The 23,572-nt window shown below is 61.5% G+C and carries 19 protein-coding genes and 1 pseudogene; 5 read left to right on the plus strand and 15 right to left on the minus strand.

The annotated features are described in order from the left end of the window. Window positions 1-193: 193 nt before the first annotated feature. Complete coding sequence (locus OS035_RS05225) at window positions 194-1,492, minus strand: ABC transporter substrate-binding protein (protein ID WP_097624271.1); 1,299 nt, start codon at window positions 1,490-1,492, stop codon at window positions 194-196. A gap of 365 nt (window positions 1,493-1,857) precedes the next feature. Between OS035_RS05225 and OS035_RS05230 the strand changes: the two genes are divergently transcribed. Further along, window positions 1,858-2,904 carry a Gfo/Idh/MocA family protein gene (locus OS035_RS05230; RefSeq protein ID WP_131710598.1) on the plus strand — a complete coding sequence of 349 codons (1,047 nt, stop codon included), beginning with the start codon at window positions 1,858-1,860 and terminating at the stop codon, window positions 2,902-2,904. Between the two features lie 3 nt (window positions 2,905-2,907). On the opposite strand, the gene OS035_RS05235 is transcribed toward OS035_RS05230, so the two are convergent. Continuing rightward, entirely contained in the window at window positions 2,908-4,047 is a 1,140-nt protein-coding gene (locus OS035_RS05235; protein ID WP_097624272.1) for an ROK family transcriptional regulator, read from the minus strand. Window positions 4,048-4,290: 243 nt separating this feature from the next. Between OS035_RS05235 and OS035_RS05240 the strand changes: the two genes are divergently transcribed. After that, window positions 4,291-4,827 carry an AAA family ATPase gene (locus OS035_RS05240; RefSeq protein ID WP_442967660.1) on the plus strand — a complete coding sequence of 179 codons (537 nt, stop codon included), beginning with the start codon at window positions 4,291-4,293 and terminating at the stop codon, window positions 4,825-4,827. 80 nt (window positions 4,828-4,907) lie between these two features. On the opposite strand, the gene OS035_RS05245 is transcribed toward OS035_RS05240, so the two are convergent. Beyond that, window positions 4,908-5,093 carry a hypothetical protein gene (locus OS035_RS05245; RefSeq protein ID WP_097624274.1) on the minus strand — a complete coding sequence of 62 codons (186 nt, stop codon included), beginning with the start codon at window positions 5,091-5,093 and terminating at the stop codon, window positions 4,908-4,910. A gap of 326 nt (window positions 5,094-5,419) precedes the next feature. On the opposite strand from OS035_RS05245, the gene OS035_RS05250 reads away from it, so the two are divergent. After that, on the plus strand, window positions 5,420-8,446 hold the full coding sequence (locus tag OS035_RS05250) for an alpha-mannosidase (protein ID WP_275617501.1): 3,027 nt from the start codon (window positions 5,420-5,422) through the stop codon (window positions 8,444-8,446). Between the two features lie 90 nt (window positions 8,447-8,536). Here the strand turns inward: OS035_RS05250 and OS035_RS05255 are convergent, their stop codons facing one another. Then, complete coding sequence (locus tag OS035_RS05255) at window positions 8,537-9,478, minus strand: LysR family transcriptional regulator (RefSeq protein ID WP_183854409.1); 942 nt, start codon at window positions 9,476-9,478, stop codon at window positions 8,537-8,539. Between the two features lie 122 nt (window positions 9,479-9,600). On the opposite strand from OS035_RS05255, the gene OS035_RS05260 reads away from it, so the two are divergent. Then, entirely contained in the window at window positions 9,601-10,485 is an 885-nt protein-coding gene (locus OS035_RS05260) for an alpha/beta hydrolase (RefSeq protein ID WP_097624277.1), read from the plus strand. On the opposite strand, the gene OS035_RS05265 is transcribed toward OS035_RS05260, so the two are convergent. Then, window positions 10,443-11,078 (minus strand): TetR/AcrR family transcriptional regulator, encoded by a 636-nt coding sequence (locus tag OS035_RS05265; RefSeq protein ID WP_097624278.1) that lies wholly within the window; start codon window positions 11,076-11,078, stop codon window positions 10,443-10,445. The genes OS035_RS05260 and OS035_RS05265 overlap by 43 nt on opposite strands. Window positions 11,079-11,225: 147 nt before the next feature. Between OS035_RS05265 and OS035_RS05270 the strand changes: the two genes are divergently transcribed. Further along, window positions 11,226-13,688 carry a glycoside hydrolase family 3 C-terminal domain-containing protein gene (locus OS035_RS05270; protein WP_331813427.1) on the plus strand — a complete coding sequence of 821 codons (2,463 nt, stop codon included), beginning with the start codon at window positions 11,226-11,228 and terminating at the stop codon, window positions 13,686-13,688. A 32-nt stretch (window positions 13,689-13,720) separates the two neighbouring features. Here OS035_RS05270 and OS035_RS05275 read toward each other — a convergent pair whose 3' ends face one another. The 10 genes and pseudogenes from OS035_RS05275 to OS035_RS05320 all read right to left on the minus strand — a co-directional run bounded on the left by OS035_RS05275 (window position 13,721) and on the right by OS035_RS05320 (window position 23,354). Next, the gene (locus OS035_RS05275) at window positions 13,721-14,257 is read right to left on the minus strand and encodes an OmpA family protein (RefSeq protein WP_097624280.1); all 537 of its coding nucleotides are present in this window, start codon (window positions 14,255-14,257) and stop codon (window positions 13,721-13,723) included. Between the two features lie 13 nt (window positions 14,258-14,270). Next, window positions 14,271-14,945: a L,D-transpeptidase gene (locus OS035_RS05280; RefSeq protein ID WP_064844909.1), complete on the minus strand. Its 675-nt coding sequence runs from the start codon at window positions 14,943-14,945 to the stop codon at window positions 14,271-14,273. Between the two features lie 171 nt (window positions 14,946-15,116). Then, a pseudogene (locus OS035_RS05285) lies at window positions 15,117-16,051 on the minus strand (dihydrodipicolinate synthase family protein). Window positions 16,052-16,186: 135 nt separating this feature from the next. Beyond that, on the minus strand, window positions 16,187-17,140 hold the full coding sequence (locus OS035_RS05290) for an ABC transporter ATP-binding protein (protein ID WP_331813428.1): 954 nt from the start codon (window positions 17,138-17,140) through the stop codon (window positions 16,187-16,189). Continuing rightward, window positions 17,141-18,157, minus strand: a complete 1,017-nt coding sequence (locus OS035_RS05295) for an ABC transporter ATP-binding protein (RefSeq protein ID WP_239620853.1) — start codon at window positions 18,155-18,157, stop codon at window positions 17,141-17,143. A gap of 8 nt (window positions 18,158-18,165) precedes the next feature. Continuing rightward, complete coding sequence (locus OS035_RS05300) at window positions 18,166-19,083, minus strand: dihydrodipicolinate synthase family protein (RefSeq protein WP_310807259.1); 918 nt, start codon at window positions 19,081-19,083, stop codon at window positions 18,166-18,168. Window positions 19,084-19,106: 23 nt separating this feature from the next. Next, entirely contained in the window at window positions 19,107-19,985 is an 879-nt protein-coding gene (locus OS035_RS05305) for an ABC transporter permease (RefSeq protein ID WP_183781557.1), read from the minus strand. A 2-nt stretch (window positions 19,986-19,987) separates the two neighbouring features. Further along, complete coding sequence (locus OS035_RS05310; protein ID WP_331813429.1) at window positions 19,988-20,947, minus strand: ABC transporter permease; 960 nt, start codon at window positions 20,945-20,947, stop codon at window positions 19,988-19,990. Window positions 20,948-21,028: 81 nt separating this feature from the next. Further along, window positions 21,029-22,627 (minus strand): ABC transporter substrate-binding protein, encoded by a 1,599-nt coding sequence (locus OS035_RS05315; protein WP_239620854.1) that lies wholly within the window; start codon window positions 22,625-22,627, stop codon window positions 21,029-21,031. Next, complete coding sequence (locus tag OS035_RS05320; RefSeq protein ID WP_331813430.1) at window positions 22,611-23,354, minus strand: FadR/GntR family transcriptional regulator; 744 nt, start codon at window positions 23,352-23,354, stop codon at window positions 22,611-22,613. The genes OS035_RS05315 and OS035_RS05320 overlap by 17 nt, the downstream gene beginning before the upstream one ends. Window positions 23,355-23,572: the final 218 nt, after the last annotated feature.

The raw sequence follows: 23,572 nt of genomic DNA on the forward strand, positions 1-23,572 counted from the left end.
CCGTCGTTGTCTGAAGCGTTGGAGAGTGCTGCTGCCCCTCACCCTAACCCTCTCCCCGCTTGCGGGGAGAGGGGACGCGCCGGACGAGGCGCTTGTGAGGGACGGAGAGGTTGCGGCTTGTCCCCTTATCCCCATCACAACGGGGAGAAGGTGGCGGCAGCCGGATGAGGGGCTGGCCACGGACGCCACCGCATCACAGCCGCTTGTAGGCCTCCATCGCCGCGCTGAATGCGGCATCCAGGGCTTCCTCCGGCTTTTTGGTGCCCGAGAGCACGTCACCCATCATGATCTGGATCTGGTTTGATATTTCCGGATAGATCGGCACGCCGGGGCGCGCCTGTCCGTCGACCAGAGCCTTGGCGAAGGTCTTGTTGGCTTCGGTCGAGAAGACTTCATACTTGTCGAACAGCGATTTGCGGGTCGGCAGCTGCTGCTGCAGTGCGTTTGCCGGCCCCATATAGACCTCGCGTGCGAGGTTGGCGCACATCTCGACCTTGTCCTTGTCCTTGCTGAACGAGGCGATCGTCCAGCCGCCGGTGCCTGTCGAGCGCTGATCGGCCGTCGGGCCGGGGATCGGCGAGAAGGTCCAGTTTTTGAACTCGGCTTCGTCGAGCGTGGACTTCAGCTGGGCATATTGCCAATTGCCGCCGATGAAGAGGGCTGTGGTCGCCGCCGCCGCAGCAGCATTCATGTCGTCGTAGTTGGCGATCGTGCTGACGCGCTTGGGGGCCGCGCCGGAATCGACGAGATCCTTGAAATAGTTCAGCGCCTTCAGGAATTTCTCCTTGTTCTCGCCTTCGCCGAAGACCGGCTTGCCGGTATCGTCGACGAGTTTGCCGCCGAGCGCCCAATAGTTCGCCAGCCAGTCGAAGGTCGTGCCTTCCCAGCGCCCGCCGTTGAACAGGACACCTTCCATACCCTCCTTGGTGGAGGCGAGGGCGGCTGTCTTCAGATCGTCCCAGGTCGCAGGCGCCTCGGCGACGATCGATTTGTTGCGATAGAGCACGCGCAAATCCGTATCCCACCACCATGCCCGCACCGTCTGGTCTTTGTCGGTGATGCCGCTGCGGATGAAGGGGAAGAGGTCGTCCACTTCTTCCTTCGAGAAGTAAGGCGTGAAGTCAGCCAGCACATGATTGACCATGAACTGCGAGAGGACGAAGGAGTCGACGGCGGCGCAATCGGGCGCATTGCCGGCCTTGGCCTGCTCCAGCATCTTGGCCTGTTCGGTGCCGATGTCTGAGGACATGAACTGCATCTGCAGTTTCCAATCGGGATGCTTCTTGATGAAGTCGACGAAGAGCTTCTGGTAGCCTTCGGCGATGGCGGGATCGGAATTGTTCGGGCTGTCGTTGGTCAGGCGGACGACGAGGGATTTTGGCGCATCGGCAAGGCCGATCCGGTCCTTGGTTGCAAGTTCCTGGGCAAATGAAACGGATGCTGAAAATAATATTGTGCTCAGCGCAAATGCGCTGACGGTGGCGCTCTTCATGATGGGTCTCCTCCCCATTTTGAACGAATACAGCCTGGCGGTCAGTTGACCTCTCCTCATTTCCGTGCTGCATTAATTAGATTAAGTTACTTTGATTTGATGTCAAGCCACAGCTTGGGAGGCCAGAGCCGGGAGGTTGAGATGCTGGCGACAATCAACAGCAGCTAGCGCAGAATTCCGGAAAATCGAGATCGATTTTTCGAAAAGGATCTGCGCCATCGCCGTGACGGAGCGCCCTTTCGGACGCGTGGCGCAGCCACCGCAATTTTCCTGAAGAAGCATGAGGCGATCGCGGACGGCCGCGATGGCAAGTGCGGTTTTTGCCCGGCTGCGCGGTAGCCGGAAGCGAACTCATGGAGGACAAGATGCGTTTACTCATTCTCGGCACCGGCGGCATGGCCAACCAGCATGCAGCGAGATTCAAGGCGATCGAAGGCGTCAGCGTCGTGGGCGGCGTCGATGTCGTTCCGGAAAGGCTTGCCGCCTTCTGCAGCGAACATGGCATCGCCAACCATTTCACCTCGCTGGAAGAGGCCCTTGCCTGGGGCGAATTCGACGCGGTTGCCAATGTCACGCCCGACAGCATCCACCACCCGACGACGCTTCAGGCGATCGCTGCCGGCAAACACGTCTTCTGTGAAAAGCCGCTCGCCACCGATGCGGTCAAGGCGATGGAGATGACCGAGGCGATCGAACGCTCGGGCAAGGTCGGCATGGTCAATTTCACCTATCGCAATTCGCCCGCCCTGCAGAAAGGCCGGCAGATGGTGCTCGCCGGTGAAATTGGTGCGGTGCGCCATGTCGAGGCGTCGCACCTGCAGAGCTGGCTGGTCGGCCGCCACTGGGGCGACTGGAAGAGCGAAAGCAAATGGCTGTGGCGGCTGAGCAAAAAACATGGATCGAACGGCGCGCTCGGCGACATCGGCATCCACATTGTCGATTTCGCCTCCTATGGTTCCGGGCTCGACGTCGCCCATGTCTTTGCGCGGCTGAAGACCTTCGACAAGGCACCTGATCATAAGATTGGCGAATATGACCTCGATGCCAATGACAGCTTCACGATGAACGTCGATTTCACCAATGGCGCGATCGGCACCATCCAGGCGACGCGCACGGCCGCTGGCCAGATGGATCAGCTGCGCCTCAGGGTCTATGGCGAAACCGGCTCGATCGAGATGATCTACGACACTGGACAATCGACGCTGCGCGCCTGTCTTGGCGAAGACGTGCACACCGCGACCTGGCGTGACGTGTCTTTCGATCCCGTCGAAACCAACTACCAGCGTTTCGTCCAGGCCGTACGGGCCGGCAAGACGCAGGAACCGTCCTTCCGCCGCGCCGCCAATATCCAAAAGGTCCTGGACAAGGCGCTGGCTTCCGATCTCAGCCATGCCGATGAAGCGCTGACCTGAGCATCAGGCCGAAGCCGGCGGCAGCAGCAACGTGTTGAGGAAGGGCAAGAGGGCGGCACCGAGTGCCACGCCGCCGCCGCTGAAGCTCGCCGGTTTCATCGGCGAAATCCAGGGCGTCAGCAGCGGTCTCGTCGAGGTGTCGCGTCGCTCGATGGAAAGCTGATGGATCAGTGCTTCGATCATGCCTTGCGGCAGATCGCCGCCGATCATGACGACGCTCGGGGCAAGAAAGCCGGCCATGGCGATGATCGGATCGAGCAGGTGGCCGGCGGCTTCGCGTATCCATTGTGACAGCAAGGGGCAGGAGAACTCCTCGCCCTTGAGCAGGCGGGCGAAGTCCTCGTCGCCGATGCGTGAGCGCAGGGAATGGAACCCGACGACGGTGTTGAGCTGGACATTGTCTGGCCCGGTCAGCATTTCGCCGATGCTGCCCGCCCGGCCATGCACGCCGGAATAGGGAACGCCGCGAACGAGAAAACCGGCCTGCACGTCGTCGTCGATGATGATCATCGCCAGACAGCCCTCCGGCATGGCGCTGCCGATGGTGCGCTCGGCAAGCAGGCTTGCCGTGCATTCGTTCTCGACATAGGGCCTCGCGACCGTCGACATCGCGGCGATCGCGTCGCTTTCCTCCTCCGTCCAGTCTTTGGCGGCGATGCCGAGGCCGATGACCGGCAAGGCCGCGTGGCGATCGACCATATCCCTGGCGACGGCATGCACCGCGCCGACCCTGTGCGCAGGATCCACGTCGAAATAGACCCGGTCGTGCACCTGGCCGCTGAGATCGATGAGGACGATTTCGCCGCGCGTCTGGCGAAGCTTGACCCCGACCGAGAAGGCGCCCTCCGGCCGCAGCGCGAATTCCGTTGCAGTTGCGCCGCCGCCAAGCCCATTGCGGCGGTTTGATGTGACCAGTTTTTCTTCCGCCAGCCGCCGCAGAATATTGGTAATGCCGGGGCCGGTCAGCCCGCTATGTCGGCCAAGCTCGGTGCGCGTCAGCGGCCCATGCCGGCGGATCGCTTCCAGGATGACGCGAATATTCCGGTCGGCGATTTCGCCCGACCTCAAACCCACCGCTTTGGCGCGCGGAACGCCCATCTCCTGGGTGTGAAGCCGACGCGGCCCTGACCGAAGATACCGCATGACCGCCTTTCCTAGAGCAACATCTCGGTGTGTATCACGCTTGCTGCGGTTCGTAACGGTTTTCCAACAGCCGGGTCACCAACTAATTCCGTCGCTTCAGGGGATTGGGTCGGTGACGGGCGGCGGTGTCTAGGGCGCGCTGCCGGGCGACATGCATTAGGCAGGCCTGCTCATTGTGCGTTGACAGTCACACTGACTGCAGCCAGTGGAAGCTACCTCAAAATTTCCGACCGGTGTCCCAAGCTGCCTTTGCACGCCCTTGGCGAACGCATCGTCGTCCTTGGCCCTTCTAATACGGGCAAGTCAACCTTGGCGGTCGCCCTTTCGAACAAGCTCGGTTTCCAAAGCGTGCATCTCGACCAGCTGCATCATTTGCCCAATACCGATTGGCAGACACGCCCGGAAGCAGAATTTGCCAAACTTCACGACGCGGCAATTCTTGAAGAGCGGTGGATTATGGAAGGTAATTACTCGCGGCTGATGCCGCAGCGTTTGAAACGTGCGACAGGCGCTATTCTGATCACCTCAAATCATTGGCTGCGGTTTGCCCGTTATCTCAAGCGCACGCTGATCAACCGTTCCGATCGTGCCGGACATCTCGAAGGCGCAAGAGACAGCATCAAATGGGAGATGGTTCGCTGGATTCTGCTGAAGACGCGACATAACGACGTCAAATATGCGAAAGCGCTTCTGGATTCCGGCTTGCCAACCATAGAATGCCGCACGGCGGATGCGCTCAACGCACTCTACCGCGTTTGGGATTTGCCTATCCGCCGCTAGGCAACTTCAACCCGGAAGCACGACAATGTGCCAAGGCGATTCCAAGCGGAAGAGCATTGCCCCTCGAGCCGCCGTTGCATCTAATAGCTGCAAGGGCGATCGTTGCCGAAGCCGTCGCGGCAGGCGGGTCTCAGTCCGTAGTCGACGCTACTATATCCAACCGAGCCGGTTTGCACCGAGTCGGTCGAACTCGTCGTGCAGGACGACGACACGGCAACCGCGGCGACGGCTGCCATTGCAGCCAGCAATTTGCGAATTTGGAGCATCCCCCAACCTCCCATCGCTGGCCTGTGGGGCCAGCATTTTTGATGTGATTGCCAGTCAGATAGGTCGATACCGTGTTCGGTAAACTGCTGCCGCCGATCAAGATTGCGTTATTCCTTGGACGTCTTGCAGCCGGTGGGATGCTGAAATAGCGGGTTCGCTTCACAATGACCGCGTCCACACTTGACGGCAAATCAAAGTTACTTAATCTAAGGTCCAGGACCCGCTGGGAGGAGGGCCGGCAATTTGCGATCTTTGTCGCATAATCTTCACCTCCCCAAAGCCATGATTCCGGATCGTTCGCCGCTGATTTCTGACAGGATAAACCATGCCTCTAACCATTGCCCAACGCCTCGACCGCCTGAAAGTCCGTATCGCCGAGCTGGCGCATTGGCGGGATCGGCAGAGTAGCCCGATCGACGGCTGGACATTCGAGGGTGAGCCGATCGGCCATCAGCAGGATTGGCCGCATCGCCAGGGTGTCGTGCATTTTGCCGTAAGCGCCGAGGCGCCGGAAAGCTGGCCGCTCGAAGATATCCGTCTGCAGCTCGATCTCGGCGGCGAGAGTCTGATCACGCTGAGCTATCCTGATGGCGAGGCGGAAACGTTCGGTCTCGACCCCTATCATCAGGAATTCCCGGTGAAAGGCCGCCGTTTCTCGATTGCGACGGAAAGCGTCGCGCGCTTTCCGTTCGGCGAGCCAAACCGGGCGCCGCGGCTGAACAAGGCGCGGTTCATCTGGCTCGACGGCCCGGCTCATCGCCTGCATCTTCTGTTGAAGCAGGTTTCCGAGGCGATCGATGTGCTCGGCGAGCATGAAGTCGTGCCGCATCTGATGGATGCCGCCGAACAGGCCCTGCGCAGCCTCGACTGGCCGTCGGATACGTCGGCTTATATCTCCCGCACCGCCGATGCCGTGATGCAGCAGAAGATCTGGGAGCTGCCGGAGCTTGCGGTAAATCCGGCAGGTCTGAGCGATGAGCAGAGCGCCTCGGCAGCCTCTGCCTTCGAAGCGCTGACGGCGCGGTTGAAGGACCTGCAGAAGCGCTTTCCGCCAAATGGCGAGCTGCTGCTGACCGGTCATGCGCATATCGATCTCGCCTGGCTCTGGCCCTATCGCGAGACGCGGCGGAAGATGCGGCGCACCTTCAACACGGCACTGTCGCTGATGGAGCGTTCGGCCGATTTCCGATTCAACCAGTCGACCGCCCACTACTATGCGCAGATGGAAGAGGAAGACCCGGAGCTTCTCGAACGCATCAAGAAGAAGGTCGCGGAAGGTAAATGGGAAACAGTCGGCGGCATGTGGGTCGAGCCTGATACCAATATGCCCACCGGCGAAAGCCTTGTCCGCCAGGTGCTCTACGGCCAGCGCTATTTCGAAAAGACCTTCGGCACGCGCCATACGGTGTGCTGGCTGCCGGATTGCTTCGGTTTCTCCGGCGCGCTGCCGCAGATCCTGAGACAGGGCGGCATCGACAGCTTCTTCACCATCAAGGTCAATTGGAGCGAGACCAACCATATCCCTTCCGATCTCTTCTGGTGGAAGGGCCTCGACGGCAGCCAGGTGCTGACTCACACTTTCGACAATCCGATGCAGGGATATAACGGCTTCGTGCAGGCCGATTGCTATCTGCCGACGTGGAAGAATTTCCGCGGCAAGGCGCAACACGATACCTCGCTTCTGGCTGTCGGCTATGGCGATGGCGGCGGCGGCGTGACGCCTGAAATGGTGGAGCGCGAAGTGCAATTGCGTGGTTTCCCGGCCATCCCGCAGGCGCGTTGGGGCACCGTCAAAAGCTTCTATGAAAAGGCGCATCGCACCGCGGGCGAAAAGAACCTTCCGGTCTGGGACGGCGAAATCTATCTCGAACTGCACCGCGCGACGCTGACGAGCCAAAGCGGCGTCAAACGCAAACACCGCCAGGCAGAACGGGCGCTGATCACCGCCGAAACGCTCGCTTCACTTGCCCATATGCTGGGGGGCGAAAAGCCGAAAAGTCTCGAAGCGGATTGGCGCGTGGTGCTGAAGAACGAATTCCACGACATCCTGCCGGGATCGAGCATCCGCGAGGTTTATCAGGATGCGGAGCAGGAACTGGGTGGCGTCATCGACCACGCCAAGTCCGAGCAGGCAAAGGCCTTGCAGGCGCTGTCGGCCCATCTGCCGAAGGGCGGGCTCGGCAATGCGCTCGTCGTCGTCAATCCGTCGCTTGCGCCACGGCCGGTGAGCGCCACGCTTGCCGACGGCACGGTCATCTCGGCCGGCGATATCGTCGCTCCTCTATCCGTCGCGGTCTTCGATCGGCAGGTGCTTCGGCCGGTCGGCCGGCTGACGGCCAGCCCGGATCGCCTCGAAAACGACTATCTCGCTGTGACCATCGGCAAGGACGGGGCGGTTGCGAGCCTCATCCACAAGGCGAGCGGCCGCGAAGCGGTCGATGGTTCGGCCAACCAGCTCTGGGTCTATCCGGCCGACAAGCCACGCAATTGGGACGCCTGGGATATCGACGCCGATTATGCCGAAAAGGCCATCCGTCTCGAGGCGCCGGAAAGCATTTCGCTTGTCGAAAGCGGCCCGCACCGCGCGGCAATCCGCGTCGTTCATCGCTACCGGAATTCCAGCGTCACCCAGACCTATGTGCTCAGTGCCAATGCGAAGCGGCTCGATATCGAAACGACGATCGACTGGCATGACCGCCGCACCCTGCTGCGCACCCTGAACCCGGTCGATGTCCGGTCGCGGAAGGCAACGTTCGAATGCGCCTTCGGCGTCGTCGAGCGGGCGACGCACACCAACACCTCCTGGGAACAGGCAATGTTCGAGGCGGTCGCCCATCGCTTCGTCGATATCAGCGAGCCGGGTTTCGGTGTCGCCCTGCTTAACAATGCCAAATACGGCCATAGCGCACGCGGCAATGTGATCGGCATGAGCCTGGTGCGCGGGCCGATCTATCCGGATCCGCTGGCCGATGAAGGCGAGCAGAGCTTCACCTATGCGCTGATGCCGCACGAGGGCGCCTGGCATGACGGTGGTGTGCTCGACGAGGCGATCGATCTCAACCAGCCGCTTGTCGCAGTTGAAGCCAGCGGCCTCTCCGCCGGCACTTTTGCGCCGCTAGCGGTCACCGGAATCCCCGTCGCGTTCTCAGGCCTGAAGCCGGCAGAAGAGGGCGACGGTCTCATCCTGCGCCTCTACGAACCGGCCGGCCGGCGCGGCACGCTCGCCCTCGACCCGCCTTCAGGATGGACGGCATCGCAGCCGCTGAACATTCTCGAAGAGCCGATGGAGCGGAAGGGAGCTGCCGACATCATGCCGTTCGAAATCCGGACCTGGAAGCTGCAAAATGGCTGACGCCTGACCGCCATGCGTGCCGGGAATTAAATGGCCGATGGCAAACGCACCATGATTTGAAGAACTGGCGGGCGCTCCTGAAAGCAGCTGCTATCCCCTAGAATTGGATGAGACGCCAGCCGCATCCGGCGGTCGAAAAGCGTCGGGTCGGGCGGCAAAGTTCGCAACTACAAAATCCACGAAAGCGCGGACTTTTGGTGAAAGCTGACGATTGGACGGCCAGACGAGCGAGAGCGAACCGTACGGCACCATGAAGGAAGTCAGGACGGGGACCAAACTTCCGGCCCGCATATGGGACTCTGCGACGTAGACGGGCAGATGCGCAAGGCCCAAGCCGTCCCGTGCTGCCCGCAGACCTGCATCCGTGTTGTTGAACGTAAGGGTCCTTGGGAAAATTACCCGATCGTATGGTGAGCGGAATGCCCACGGCGCAAGCCGGCCGCTGGATGGGTATTTGAAGTGAATGCAGGCATGTTGGGAGAGGTCATCCGGCGTCTGCGGTCGTCCATGGCGCTTGAAATAATCGGGACTTCCGCAAACGACGAAATGCTGGTCGCCGAGATGGCGGGCAATCAATCGTGCATCGGCAAGCTCACCGCTGCGCACGACGACATCCAGGCCCTCTGCGACCAGGTCGATGACCTTGTCTTCGAAATCGATGTCCAGTTCGATCTCCGGAAACTGCTCGGCAAAAAAGGGCAGGATCGGCATGAGAAGGTGATGCCCGACGATATGCGGCACGCTGACGCGCAGGCGCCCCCTTGGACGTTCCCGGCTTCGTGAGATCGTGGCCTCCGCGTCATGCATGTCGTCGATGATGCGTTTGTAGCGCTCGTAGAGCAGGGTTCCTTGCTCGGTCAGGCTGATGCTGCGCGTCGTGCGGTTGAAGAGCCGCACGCCCAATCGGCTTTCGAGCCGCGCGACCGCTTTCCCAATCGCGGAGGGTGAAACGCCGGCGACGCGCGCGGCTCCGACATAGCTCTGCTGTTCGGCAGCATAGACAAGGGCGAAAACGCTCGCGAGGCTTTCCATTTGGCACCCATTAGAGAGATTTTGTCCTTTATGTACGCCCGTGAGCTGCCATTGATCAATATTGCGCAGGAAATATCCTTTGTCGCCAAGCGGTATCAGCCCCGCACCAGAGGAGTGGAAGCATGCAGGACTATGCAAAAGAATTGCCTGAGCACGTCAGCAAATACATTGGAGAGAACGAGCTGTTTCTGGAGATATTTCGGGGGAACAACAGTTCGTCGCAGCGCGCACGACCGCCTTTGCTTTTCGTTCACGGCGCCTTCACCGGCAGCTGGATGTGGAGCAAGCACCTTCCTCACTTCATATCGGCCGGATGGAATTCTTACTGCATCAATTTGCGCGGCCACTACAAAAGCAGATCGGTCGATTTGACCAAGGTCGAATTTGAGGACTACCTGGACGACATCCGCCAGGCGATCTCCGAAATCGCTGAGGAATGCGCAGCTCCACCTGTTGTGATCGGCTTCAGCATGGGAGGGATACTGAGCCAGAAACTGGCGGAAAGCGTCGGGATTGCCGGGCTGGTGCTGATCGATTCCAGCATTTGCAGGCAAGTGCATGACGAGGTGCCCTATCGTCATCTTGCACCCAGAATGCCGGGTCTGGTTGTGCCGGCGCCGGCGCGCGACGAGCAAAGCAGCGCCGATGAAACGCTCGACGATATCACGTTCCAGCGGAAGTACCTGTCGATGGAATCGGCGAAGGCATTCGCCGCATTTTCCTTTCATTTCGGGGCGGAGGGGATTTCCGTCGATGGCGGGAAAATCACCTGTCCCAGCCTGGTCATCTCAGCCGTCAAGGATGAAGAGGATGATCGCCGAGGCCGGGCGACGGCGCGGCATATTGGCGGCGAGTATCTGGGGCTTCAGGGGACGACACATACGGGTCTGCTGGTCGGGCAAAGATACTATGAGGCCGTAAGCTGCATGATGGTTTGGCTGGCGCGCTTTGCAGATAGCTCCAGTCAGCCTTCCAAGCTGAGGCTTGTCAGCAGCCGGCCGACATAGGCTTCCAAGCCGCCGACCATGTCGAAGCGGTCGGGATCGCGCAGCCAGAGCATCTGCAGGCCGTCCATCACCGCGATCAGTTCGGCGGCCATTGCCCTGCTGTCGATCCTGGCGTCAATCGCGCCGTCGGCAATCGCCCGTTCGAAGGTCGCGGCGATGTCGTTCTGCATCTGGGTGGCGCGCGCGAGAAACCATGCCTTGGCGGGGTGGTCCTTCATAAGGCTCTCGGCATTCAGGATGGCGAAGGCCCTGACGACCTCGATCATGTCGGCGTTGCGGCGGAAGATGGCGACCATGCCCTTGAGCAGGCCGCTGAGATCGGAGCGATAATGCTCGATGAAATCAGCACTTTCGAGATCGCGTTGTGCGAGGATTGCCAGCAGCAGATCGACCTTTGTGGGAAAGTGGTGCAGCAAGCCGGGCAGCGACAGGCCGACATCCCGGGCTATATCGCCGATCGCGGCATTCTGATAGCCGTCCTCGGCAAAGCGCCGCATCGCCGCCGTCAGGATTTCCGCGCGGCGTGTCTCTCCCTTGCGGGATCGGCGCCGTCGTTTTTCCTCTCCGGTCTGCTGTTCCGACAATTCTGCCATCGTCTCTTGTCTGCCTCTTGGAGCGGCGATCAGCCGGTCCTCGGCCGATTTCTCCCATGCTCTCCATCCTTACATCAGGCTTGCGCGATTGACATCTTAAAAATACCGAGTAATCGGTAGGTTTAAGAATTTCCTTGGGAGGTTTGCATGATCGATTCCATTCTCGACCAGATGACGCTCGAGGAGCAGGTCTCCCTGTTATCCGGCGCCGATTTTTGGACGACCGTTCCGGTCGAGCGCCTCGGCGTGCCGAAGATCAAGGTGACGGACGGGCCGAACGGCGCGCGCGGCGCCGGCTCGCTGGTCGCAGGCGTCAAGGCGACGTGCTTTCCCGTCGGCATCGCGCTTGGCGCCAGCTGGAATCCCGAACTCGTCTCGCAGATGGGCGCAGCCCTTGCGCGCCAGGCAAAGAGCAAGGGTGCCGCGGTGTTGCTCGCGCCCACGGTGAATATCCATCGTTCCGGCCTCAACGGCCGCAATTTCGAATGTTATTCCGAAGATCCGATGCTGACCGCCGAATTGGCCGTCGCCTATATCGCCGGCGTGCAGGGCGAGGGGATCGCGGCGACGATCAAGCATTTCGCCGGCAACGAATCCGAGATCGAGCGGCAGACCATGTCTTCCGATATCGATGAGCGGTCGCTGCGCGAAATTTACCTGCCGCCCTTCGAACAGGCCGTGCGCCGCGCCGGCGTGATGGCGGTCATGTCCTCCTATAACCGCCTCAACGGCACCTATACGAGCGAGCATCACTGGCTGCTGACGAAGGTGCTGCGCCAGGAGTGGGGTTTCCAAGGTATCGTCATGTCCGACTGGTTCGGCTCGCATTCGACCGCCGAGACGATCATTGCCGGTCTCGATCTCGAAATGCCGGGTCCGGCGCGCGACCGCGGCGAGAAATTGGTTGCCGCCGTGCGCGAGGGCAAGGTCGAAGCCGAAAACGTGCGGGCGGCGGCGCGGCGCGTGCTGCTTCTGCTCGAGCGGGTCGGCGCTTTCAAGAGCAAGCCAGATCTGACGGAGCGAGCAATCGACCTGCCCGAGGATCGGGCGCTCATCCGGCGCCTCGGCGCCGAGGGCGCAGTTCTCCTCAAGAACGACGGCATCCTGCCGCTTGCCAAGACCTCGCTCGACCGCATCGCCGTGATCGGCCCCAATGCGGCAAGCGCACGCGTCATGGGCGGCGGCAGCGCACAGATCGCGGCGCATTATACGGTCAGCCCGCTCGAAGGTATTCGCGCCGCCCTTTCCAATGCCAACAGCATCAGCCACGCGGTCGGCTGCCGCCACAATCGCCTGATAGACGTGTTCAAGGGCAAGATCACCGTCGAATATTTCAAGGGCCGCGGCTGCAAGGGCGAGCCGCTGCATGTCGAGATCGTCGACAAGGGCGAATTCTTCTGGTTCGAGCTGCCGTCGGGCGAACTCGACCCTGCCGATTTCTCGACCCGGATGACCATGCAATTCGTGCCGGAGGAAAGTGGCGATCATGTCTTCGGCATGACCAATGCCGGCCTGGCGCGGCTCTTCGTCGATGGTGCACTGATGGTCGACGGCCATGAGGGCTGGACGCGCGGCGAAAACTATTTCGGCACAGCCAATGACGAGCAGCGCGGCAGCGTGGCGCTCGAAGCCGGCCGGGCCTATGCTGTCACCGTCGAATATGAGCCGTCCATCGCGAGCGGGGAGGGCATCAATCTTATCGCCGTCCGTTTCGGTGTGGAAAAACCGCTCGGCGAGGCCGATATCGAGGCAGCCGTCGAGACGGCCCGCAATGCCGATTTGGCGCTTCTCTTCGTCGGCCGCGACGGCGAATGGGATACGGAAGGTCTTGATCTGCCCGATATGCGGCTTCCGGGCCGGCAGGAGGAACTGATCGAGCGGGTGGCCGCCGCCAATGCCAACACCGTCGTCGTGCTGCAGACCGGCGGCCCGGTGGAAATGCCCTGGCTCGGCAAGGTCCGCGCCGTGCTGCAGATCTGGTATCCGGGGCAGGAGTTGGGCAATGCCGTCGCCGACGTGTTGTTCGGCGATGTCGAGCCCGGCGGGCGCCTACCGCAGACCTTCCCGAAGGCGCTAATCGACAATTCCGCCATTACAGGCGATCCCGCCGTCTATCCCGGCAAGGATGGGCATGTGCGTTATGCCGAAGGCGTTTTCGTCGGCTACCGTCATCACGATACACATGCCGTCGAGCCGCTCTTCCCCTTCGGTTTCGGCCTTGGCTATACCCTCTTCAGCTGGGGTGCACCGCGGCTGTCGGCCGCCGAAATGGGCGCCGAAGGCGTGACTGTCAGTCTCGACCTGATCAATACCGGCGACCGGGCGGGATCCGAACTGGTGCAGCTCTATGTGCGTTCGCCGAAGACCAAGGTGAAGCGGCCGGACAAGGAGCTGCGCGCCTTCGCAAAACTTTCGCTGCAGCCTGGCGAGACCGGCACCGCCACCATGAAGATCCTGCCGCGCGATCTCGCCTATTTCGACGTCGAGGCTGGCGCCTTCCGCGCCGAACCCGGTGACTATCAGCTGATCGTGGCGGCGAATGCCGCGGATATCAGGTTCGTCGTCGAGCTGTCGTCCCCATCCAGCTACGTACTGCTGCCGTCTCACTGACGGCGGGCGACGAGGCCGCTGCTGACCTGCAATCAGACCGCGTCGGGCTGGCTGCGGAGATTGGTGACAACGCGTCGGTTCTGTACCTTGCAGGAGCGCTCCGTGCAGTCGCGGACTTCGCGATCGTTGCCGTAGCCCTTGGCCCACATGCGCTTCGGATCGACGCCCTTCGAGGCAAGATAGGCCATCGCCGCGTCGGCGCGCTTCTGCGACAGCGTCTCCATCTTCGAAGCGGAACCGGAATCGTCGGCAAATCCCTGCAGCTTGAGCAGCCAGGTCGGGTTCCTGTTTAGCCAGGCGGCCTGGTTGTCCAAGGTTGCCATAGCGACGGAATCGAGCACGGCCGAGTCCTGCTTGAAGTAGATCCGCCGGCCGACAGTGAGGATAAAATCCTCTTCGCTGCCGGCTGCGACGTTTTCGAAACCGGGCGCCGGATCGTTGGTCTGGCCGGTCATCGGCGCTGCAGTGGGTTCTTCCAGGGAGGCGATCTTCGTGGTGGAGCAGGCGGCAAGTGCGAGGAACATGGCCGCGGCGAGAAGGCGGCTCGTATATCCGGTCGTAGCAGACATCAGGTGATATTCCTTATTCGACCGGGGTTGTTTGGCTGACCTGCGTGGTGCTTTCGGCCTGGTCGGCAATATGCGGCAGAACCTGGACGGCCGTGCCGATCGGGCAACGCTGGTAAAGGTCGATGGCGTCTTCGTTGAACATGCGGATACAGCCGCTGGAGGCATCCTTGCCGATGCTCCAGGGCTCGAGCGTGCCATGGAAGCGATAGCCGGTGTCGACGCCGTCGCGATGCAGATACATGGCGCGGGGGCCGAGCGGGTTCTTCGGTGAACCGCCTGCGACGAATTCGGGCAGTTCGGGATGGCGCTTGCGCATCTCCGGCGGCGGCGTCCAGCGCGGCCAAAGCGACTTGGCGTCGATCGTGGCGCGGCCGAACCATTTAAAACCCTCGCGGCCGACGCCGACTCCGTAGCGAATGGCGGTTTTGTTCTCCATGATCACGTAGAGAAAATGGTGCCTTGTATCGACGACGACGGTGCCGATCGGCTCGCTGCTGAAATATTTGACGACCTGGCGGTGCCATTTCCTGTCGATCTTGGCGAAGTTGGTCCCTCGGAACGTCACGCCATTGTCGACGATGGTGCCATCAAAATAGGACGAGGCCGCGGCGAATGCCGGTCTGCCGACCGCACCGGCGCCAAGTAACGCCAAACCACCGAGCAAAATTTCCCTGCGGGTCCCCAGCATCGGCAATATCCCCCTTAAAGCCAAGCAGCGGAGTATCAGTAAATCAGATTTTTCATTTGCGACAACAGAAAATTGTTCTCTTCCTTCAAGGCCGGCATCGTGTCTCCGGTCTCATCATCTGTATTGCTCCGGTCATTACTCCAACAGGACGACCGTTCATGCAGGGCAAACTCAGGGGAAAAGATCGGGAAGTTCGGAGCGGGCGATGTGTCGCAACCTGACCGCTTCTTCCGTGTCTATCGAACGGTAAGGAAAACGCAGACGGGTGCCTACGGGTCCCCAATTGCCGATGCAGCTCAAAAGCTTGTCAAGAGCAGCGTTCGAATAGCCGAATTGCTGGCGAAAGGGGACGATATGGGTGTCCATGAACATGCAGATGCGTCGTTCCAGATCGAGGGCGGCGTCGAGTTCGTTTCGCATCGACACCGTCCAGGCCTGAGCACCGCGCGGACTAAGACAGGCCACATTGGAAAAGGAGCCGGCAGCGATCCCTTCCTTGATGCCGGTGGCGAGATGATGGCCGGGGACGAAGAGCGAAATCCCGGTAGATGCCGGCGTGCTTCGGCATACCAGGAAGCGTCTCCGTCGGCGAGCTTGATGCCGATAAGCTCAGGCACTGCCGCGCAGAGCATGCTCAGCTCTTTTGGCGCCAGCACCCGTTTTGCATGCGGCGGATTGTAGAGGATGAGCGCAATTCCGCCGGCCGCCTCGGCGGCTCGTTTCAGGAAGTCGACCGCCTCGGCATCGGTGAGCGGCCACCAGTCAGGCAATATGACCTGAATGGCGCGGGGATCGAGTACCGCGGCGCGACGGAGGCGATCGAGCATGATCCGCGGGTCGGGCTGGCAGGCGCCGATCACGAATGGTGTGGAGGAAGCCTTGCAGCGTTCGGCCAGCATCGCCTGGATCCTGTCGAATTCCTCCTCCGTCTGATTGTGGAATTCGCCGGCGGTGCCGTTCGAATAGATGCCGTCGACGCCGGCATCGATGAGTATGTCGATCTCTTCGCCGAGCTTATCGAATTCGATGCTGTCGTCGGCTGCGATCGGCAGAAGCAGGCTCGCCCAGTTTCCGCCGATGGCCGGATGTGGCGTCTTCGCGTTCATCTGTTTTCCCCCAGAACAGGATGGTTTTAGGCCAGGTTGGTCTAAGATCTGAATCCTGTTCTAAATTAGAGAGTTAGAGCATGATTTCGCCCGAAAACCGCTCACACTTTTCGGCATCATGCTGTAGATGACGGATCAGTTGAGGTCGTCGCGGATGCAGGCCTTGAAATGGCCGGGCGCGATTTCCCGCAATGGCGGAACGGCGGCGGCACAGGCATCGAGCGCACTCGGACAGCGCGTGCGAAAGACGCATCCGCTCGGCGGATCGGCCGGGCTTGGAATATCGCCTTTCAGGATCTGCCTGTCACGGCGGGCATCCGGATCGGGTGAAGGGATCGCCGAGAGAAGCGCGCGCGTATAGGGATGCTGCGGTCTCGCATAGAGATCGGCACTCGGCGCGATCTCCATGATGCGGCCGAGATAGAGCACGATCACCCGGTCGCAAATATATTCGACGACGGCGAGGTCATGCGAGATGAACAGCATGGTAAGCCCAAGCCGCTGCTGCAACTCGCGCAAGAGGTTGATCACCTGCGCCTGGATCGAGACGTCGAGGGCCGAGACCGGCTCGACGGCGACGATGAATTCCGGCGACAAGGTCAATGCCCGGGCGATGCCGATGCGCTGGCGCTGGCCGCCGGAAAATTCATGCGCGTAGCGATGGATCGCATCGGCAGGCAGATCGACCTGGGCCAACGCGGCTTGCGCTCGTTCAAGCCTGTCGCGTGTCGATCCGATCCCCTGGATCTTCAGGCCCTCCGTCAGGATCTCGCCGATCGTCATGCGCGGCGACAAACTGGCGAAAGGGTCCTGGAAAATATACTGCATGCGCGGCCGTTGCCGCCTCAACGCCGAGGCGGAAAGTCCGGTGAGCTCCTGCCCGTCGAAGCGGACACTGCCTGAGGAAGGTTCGACCAGCCGAAGGACGGAACGCCCGATCGTGGTCTTTCCGCTGCCGGATTCGCCGACAAGCCCGACGACCTCCCCCTTGCCGATGTCGAAGGAGATGCCCTCGAGAATGTTCAGCCGCGTGCCGCGGGACGTATAATGTTTCGAGAGGTCGCGGACGGAGAGCAACGGTGCGCTCATCTAGATCTCCTGCCATCTGATGCAGCGGCTGCGGTGTTGCGGATTGACCTGTTCGAGTACCGGAATCGCGGCGCGACAGGCATCGATGGCGAATTTGCAGCGCGGGGAAAAGGCGCAGCCGCTCGGCATGTTCATCAGGCTCGGGACCATGCCGGGAATGGCAGAGAGTTTTTCGCCCGCCTGTTTCATCCGCGATGCGTCGCCGAGGCGCGGCATGGAGGCAAGAAGGCCCATCGTGTAGGGGTGCTTCGGATTGCGGAAAACCTCGCCGACTGGCCCTTCTTCGACAATCCTTCCGGCATACATCACCGCGACGCGATGGGCGATTTCGGCGACCACGCCGAGATTGTGGGTGACGAAGAGCATGGCCATGCCGCGCTCGCGCTGCAGCTTGAGCAGCAGATCGAGGATTTGCGCCTGGATCGTCACGTCGAGCGCCGTGGTCGGCTCATCGGCGATCAGCAGCGCCGGATCGCAGGCGAGCGCCATGGCGATGGTGGCGCGCTGGCGCATGCCGCCCGACAATTCGTGCGGGTATTGGCCGGCACGGCGCCGGGCATCCGGTATGCCGACGCTTTCCAGCAAGGCGACGGCTGCGTTCATTGCCGTCTTCCGGTTCGCGCCGCGATGGATGCGGATCGGCTCGGCGATCTGGTCGCCGATCGTGAAAACGGGATTGAGGCTCGACATCGGCTCCTGGAACACCATGCCGATCTCGTCGCCCCTGATCCTGCGCATGCTCTCTTCATCAAGCGAAACAAGATCCCGGACCGTGCCGCTTCTCGTCGTCAATCGGATGCTGCCGGCGGCGATCACACCGATGTTGCGCGTCAGCAGCCGCATGACCGACAGGCTGGTGACGGACTTGCCGGAGCCGGATTCGCCGACGAGCGCCAGCGTCTCGCCGGCGGCGACGGTCAGGTCTATATCATTGACCGCCGCGATCTCGCCGCCGCGGATGCGGAAGATCGTTCGCAATCCCCTGATGTCGAGCACCGGTTCGGTCGCCTGTTCCATCGGCCGGCTCAGTTCAACAGGCCGGTTGCGCGCAGTATCTCGTCGATCCGTGCGGTTTCCGCATCGTTGAGGGAGGCGCGCGGTCGCGGCATGACGGCGCTGTCGATGATGCCGAGGCTTTGCATGGCGGTCTTGAACGCGCCGATGCCCGCTGCGCCGCCGCTGACGCGGCCCTGGGCGACCCAGACGATTTCGAACAGGCGGCAGAGCCGCTCCTGCTCTTTCCTGGCTGCGGCCCAGTCGCCGCGCTGCGCGGCGTCCCAGAGCCTGACATAGCCGTGCGGATCGACATTGGCGATGCCGGGAACGACGCCGTGGGCGCCCATCAGCAGGGCGGTGTCGACGACGATCTCGGAGCCGGTCATCAGGAAGACGTCCTTGTGCTCGGCGAGATCGAGGAGCGCATAACGAAAGTTGCCGTCGTCGCCGCTGGAATCCTTGAGGCCGATGATGGCGCCTTCCCTGGCGAGCGTGACCACGGTCTGGCGCTGCAGCTTGACGTGAACGCAGACCGGAATGTCGTAGGCGATCAGCGGAACGTCCACCGCATCTCTGACATAACGGAAATGATCGAGGATCTCGGACTGGCTGGTGACCGTATAGAACGGGGCGGTCACGACCACAGCGTCGGCGCCGGCGGCCTTTGCGACCTTCGAATGGGCGATGACCCGATCGGTGGTCGGATCGATGACGCCGACGATCAGCGGCACGCGGCCATTCACCACCTTGGCGGAATGCTCGATGATTTCGCGGCGGGTCTTTTCGTCATGGAAGATGACTTCGCTGGTCGAGCCGAGCACGAATACGCCGTGGCAGCGGGCATCGATCAGATGTTCGAGTACCCTGGTATAGGAGAGGTAGTCGACGGTGAGATCCGGATTGAGCGGCGTTACGACGGGGGGGACGACACCCTTGAATTTTGTCATTTTCGCTTCTTTCGATTGTCAGTTCAGTTCAATTCGGTACGCGGGTCGAAGGCATCTCTGAGGCCATCGCCGATGAAGTTGATCGCAAGCACGGCAAGGATCAGCGCGCCGCCGGGGAAGAGCCATTGCCACGGATATTGTTCGAGCACGGCGGTCGAGCGGGCCGCGTTCAGCATGTTGCCCCAGCTAGCCGCCGGCGGCGCGATGCCGAGACCGAGGAAGGAGAGGCCCGCCTCGAGCAGGATGGCATTGGCGATTTGCAGCGTCGCGTAGACCACGAGGATATCGATCGAGTTCGGCAGGCCGTGGCGGAAGAGCAGATGTCCGATGCCGGCGCCCATGCCGCGAGCGGCCAGGACGAAGTCGCGCTCGCGCAATTCCAGCAGCCGGGAGCGGATCATCCGGGCCAGCAGCGGCCAGGAGAGCAGTGAGATGACCAGCACCGTCGGCCAGATTCCCGTGCCGGCGATCGAAGCGAGCACGAGCAGGAAGATGACGGGCGGCAGGGTCATCACCAGATCGATGAAGCGCATCGAGACGGCGTCCGCCCACCGGCCCGCAAGTGCCGAGATCGCTCCAAACAGAAAACCGATGACCGCCGAAAGCGCGGTCGATGCGATGGCGACCAGCAGCGAGATCCGGCCGCCTTCGAGCACACGCGCGAAGACATCGCGGCCGACGCCGTCGGTTCCGAACCAGTGGGTGGCCGTCGGGCCGCTATTCATCGCCAGAAGATCGATGTCATTCGGCTGGAAAGCCCACCAGAGCGGATAGGAGAGGATCAACAGCAGCATCGGAACGGCCATGCAGATGCCGGCAACCGCTGCGCGGTTGAGCAGGAAACGGCTGGAGGCGCGGGCAAGCGGCCCCGGGCTGCGGCGTTGGGGGGCGCGTGCCAGCATGATCAGCCCACCTTGATGCGCGGGTCGACGACCGCATAGGTGATGTCGGTCAGAAGGTTGACTGTGATAACGCAGGCGCCGATGATCAGCGTCGCGCCCATGATGACGGGGTAGTCGCGCGTCTGTACGGCATCGACGAGCAAAAGACCCATGCCGGGCCAATTGAAAACGCTCTCGATGAAGATGGCGCCGCCGATCGCAAGCCCGATGGTGGAGCCGATCAGGGTGACGATGGGAAGAAGCGCATTGCGCAACGCGTGCTTGCTGATGACCCAGAACTCGCGAACGCCCTTGGCGCGGGCCGTGCGCACGTAATCCTGGTTCAGGACTTCGAGCAGCGACGCGCGCATGTAGCGCATGATCAATGCGCCTTGAGCAACGGACAGAAGAGCGGCCGGCAGGATCAGATGCTGAAGGAGATCACCGAGCGAGAATTCTTCGCCCGGCGTCAGCATGCCGCCCGACGGCATCCAGTGCAGGCGGACGGAGAAGATATAGAGGCCGATCAGCGCGCTGAGGAATGCAGGGCTCGAAATGCCGGCAAGCGCTGTCACCGACAAGGAGAGATCGGCAAGCGAATTGCGGCGGACGGCGCCGATCACCCCGCAGGCGATGCCGGCTATGATGGCGAAGGCAAGTGCGGTGCCCATCAACAGCACCGTCGGCCCGATCCGCGACAGTACCAGACCAAGAACTGGCTCGTCGAGACGCTTGATCGAATAACCGAGATTGCCCGCCAGTGCCTGCTGCAGCCAGCCCAGATACTGGACGGGCAAGGGCTGGTCGAGCCCGAGGCGTCGGCGCAGATCGGCAAGATCCGACGGCGACATCGGCAGGTTCGGATCGATATAGGCATCGATCGGATCGCCGGGTGTCAGGCGCAGCAGCAGGAAGATCAGCATGCTCAGGGCGACGAGCATGCCTGTTCCTATGATCAGGCGTCTAAGACTGTATCGGAGCATCGTCAATCCGTCTGTCGGGCCGTCTTGTTGGGCCGTCCTGTCAGTGCGGCCGAAGCCACCCTTGAGCCTTTGCGGAAACCGTTATTCGGCCATCGACCATTTCTGCGGGTCGGCCTGGTAGGGGCCGCCGCCCGGCGCCGGCGTCCAGACAAAATCCTTCGCCTTGGTCGAGACGATGCCGTAACGGTTTGCCACCCAGAGCGTCGCCCAGGGCAGGTTGGTGTTCATCACCCTGCAGACGTCCTGGTAGGCCGCATCTCGCTTGGCGCTGTCGGGCTCGGCAAGCGCGCTATCCAGCGCCTTGGTGAGATCGGGCATACGCACTCTGGCGACATTCGGTCCTGCCGGAGGGATTTGTTTCTCGTTGAGGCCGACATTGATGCTTCCGGCATCAGGCCCGTTCTGCAGCCCGGCGTAAACCATTTGGAACTGGGCAATATCCGGCGTCGCATTGAGCACGATGCTATTATAGGTCGGCGCATCGACGGCGCGCGGCACGATGTTGATACCGACCTGGGCAAGCATCGCCTGGACTGCGGCAAGGACGTTGGTGGCAAGCGGCGTGGTGTAATAGGTCAGAAGCGTGATCGGCTTGCCGCCGTTGATCTGATCCCAGCCGGCTTCCTTAAGCAGTTGCTTGGCCTTCTCGGGATCGTAGGCGTAGCTGTCGATGCCTTGGGGTATCAGCTGTTCGGCGACATAAGCGCAGTTGGCCGGTTTGGCCGCGCCGCCATAGAGGCTCTGGATGATGGCATCGCGATTGATCGCATACATCACCGCCTGGCGGATGCGCAGATCCTTCCAGATCGGGGAATCGTGGTTGAAGCCCAGATAGTTGACCACGAAAGAGTTGCCTTCGATGACCTTGAAGTCCTTGTTGTCCTTGAAGGTCGGCACGTCGTTGGAATCGACATAGGTGAACTGGATTTCGCCGGATCTCAGCGCCGCGATCGCTGCGGCCGGGTTGGCGAAATAGCGATTGATGACGCGCTCCAGTGCCGGTTTGCCACCGCGATAATCGGTGTTTGCGGCAAGCTCGACATACTGATCCGAGACGTATTTGGTGAATTTGAAGGGACCGGTGCCGATCGGCGCGGTGGACCACCAGGTGTTCTTTGCCAACTGGTCGGCCGGTATGGCGGCGAGCGCATGCTCGGGCAGCATCATCACCTTGGTCATCGTGTCGAGAAAACTGCTGCTGGGTGCGCTAAGCTTGATGACGACGGTGTGATCGTCCGGCGTCTCGACGGACGATATGCCCTTCAGCCGGGCCGCGAGCACCGAGCCGGTTTTCGCATCCGTCGCAAGGCCCAGGGTGAATTTCGCATCCTTGGCGGTAAAGGGCTTGCCATCATGCCATTTGGCGTCGGCGAGCTTGAACGTGTAGGTCAGCTGGTCTGGGCTGACCTCGTAGGCGTTCGCCAGCGCGCCGACGACTTTCTGCAACTTCTCGTCATAGGTGATCAGCGGTTCGTAATAGATGCTGAGCCAGGTGAAGCCGGCGGTCGCCGCCAGCGGATTGAAGTTGCCCTGGAAGCCTCCCGGACCGACATCGAAGCCGCCGGACAGGGTGGCGGCCTCAGCCTGAATCGCGGCGCCCGAAACGACAAGAGCCGGAATGGCTGTTGTCGACAGCAGGGCGCCAAGCGCGACAGCGGATAATCTAGACAGTCTTTTCATGCGTTCCTCCCATGTTTGCACTTGTCTTGTTATTGGCGATCACCCGGGCAATTCCCTCGTAATGGCGATCCAGGCGCCGGCGCGCCTCCTCCAGATCCTTTGCCTCGATCGCATCGACGATCGCGGCGTGATCGCGCCACGTCACCATCGGATCGGTATTTTCGAGGTTGACGAAATCCGACGCCTTGTAGAAGGCGAGCCAGAAGACATCGATCAGCCGTACGAGCGTCTCGTTGTCCTGGCAGCGAAACAGCAGCCGGTGGAACAGCTGGTCGTCTGCCGCAAAGGTTTCGCCGCGCTCGGCATGGGCGCGCATTCGATCGACGGTGGCGCGCAGTTCGCCGATGTCCTCCTCGCCGATCACATCGATCGTCTTGCCGATCAGTCCCACCTCCAGCGTGCGCCGGATTTCGAGCACCTCCTCGATCTGCCGCAGGGCGCCGCCGAGGCCGTAGGCGAGGTTGTCGAGAAGCGGCTCGAAGGAAAACGCCTTCACGAAAATGCCGACGCCGCGCCGTGTCTCCAGCACGCCGAGCGATTCCAGCGCCTTGATGCCCTCCCTCAGCGAATTGCGGCTGACGCCGAGCTGGGTGGCAAGCTCGCCTTCCGCCGGAAGCAGGGTTCCGGGCGCCAGCCCATTGTCGTCGATATAGGCGCGCAGACTTTCCTGCACCGAGACATGCAGCAGCGGTGCGCGCGTCAGCGGCTTCATCGATTTCAATGTCATGCCGGGTCGCTTTCTCGCTTCGTCGATAAGATGCGCACCACATATATACTTGTAGGATATCTGTCAATTGGTCAGGCTGATCGAGGTGAGACGGATGCCGGCGTTGCAGCGGGCGAGGCTTCTGAAAACATTGTCCCGGGAAAGTAACTTCCGCTTCGATGTCTCGATTGGGCGGTTGAAACACAAGCCAGGGTGCGGTCTGCGCCCAGTGATCTGCA

The organism is Rhizobium sp. 268, assembly GCF_036571585.1.
Classification (GTDB): Bacteria; Pseudomonadota; Alphaproteobacteria; order Rhizobiales; family Rhizobiaceae; genus Rhizobium; species Rhizobium redzepovicii.

Coding starts and splice junctions, on each gene's coding strand:
- OS035_RS05315 (WP_239620854.1), bottom strand. CDS start 22,627: ATGAAAAGACTGTCTAGATTATCCGCTGTCGCGCTTGGCGCCCTGCTG.
- OS035_RS05225 (WP_097624271.1), bottom strand. CDS start 1,492: ATGAAGAGCGCCACCGTCAGCGCATTTGCGCTGAGCACAATATTATTT.
- OS035_RS05235 (WP_097624272.1), bottom strand. CDS start 4,047: ATGCGGTATCTTCGGTCAGGGCCGCGTCGGCTTCACACCCAGGAGATG.
- OS035_RS05300 (WP_310807259.1), bottom strand. CDS start 19,083: ATGACAAAATTCAAGGGTGTCGTCCCCCCCGTCGTAACGCCGCTCAAT.
- OS035_RS05275 (WP_097624280.1), bottom strand. CDS start 14,257: ATGTCTGCTACGACCGGATATACGAGCCGCCTTCTCGCCGCGGCCATG.
- OS035_RS05250 (WP_275617501.1), top strand. CDS start 5,420: ATGCCTCTAACCATTGCCCAACGCCTCGACCGCCTGAAAGTCCGTATC.
- OS035_RS05305 (WP_183781557.1), bottom strand. CDS start 19,985: ATGCTGGCACGCGCCCCCCAACGCCGCAGCCCGGGGCCGCTTGCCCGC.
- OS035_RS05230 (WP_131710598.1), top strand. CDS start 1,858: ATGCGTTTACTCATTCTCGGCACCGGCGGCATGGCCAACCAGCATGCA.
- OS035_RS05245 (WP_097624274.1), bottom strand. CDS start 5,093: ATGCTCCAAATTCGCAAATTGCTGGCTGCAATGGCAGCCGTCGCCGCG.
- OS035_RS05255 (WP_183854409.1), bottom strand. CDS start 9,478: ATGGAAAGCCTCGCGAGCGTTTTCGCCCTTGTCTATGCTGCCGAACAG.
- OS035_RS05265 (WP_097624278.1), bottom strand. CDS start 11,078: ATGGCAGAATTGTCGGAACAGCAGACCGGAGAGGAAAAACGACGGCGC.
- OS035_RS05320 (WP_331813430.1), bottom strand. CDS start 23,354: ATGACATTGAAATCGATGAAGCCGCTGACGCGCGCACCGCTGCTGCAT.
- OS035_RS05280 (WP_064844909.1), bottom strand. CDS start 14,945: ATGCTGGGGACCCGCAGGGAAATTTTGCTCGGTGGTTTGGCGTTACTT.
- OS035_RS05295 (WP_239620853.1), bottom strand. CDS start 18,157: ATGGAACAGGCGACCGAACCGGTGCTCGACATCAGGGGATTGCGAACG.
- OS035_RS05260 (WP_097624277.1), top strand. CDS start 9,601: ATGCAGGACTATGCAAAAGAATTGCCTGAGCACGTCAGCAAATACATT.
- OS035_RS05290 (WP_331813428.1), bottom strand. CDS start 17,140: ATGAGCGCACCGTTGCTCTCCGTCCGCGACCTCTCGAAACATTATACG.
- OS035_RS05310 (WP_331813429.1), bottom strand. CDS start 20,947: ATGCTCCGATACAGTCTTAGACGCCTGATCATAGGAACAGGCATGCTC.
- OS035_RS05270 (WP_331813427.1), top strand. CDS start 11,226: ATGATCGATTCCATTCTCGACCAGATGACGCTCGAGGAGCAGGTCTCC.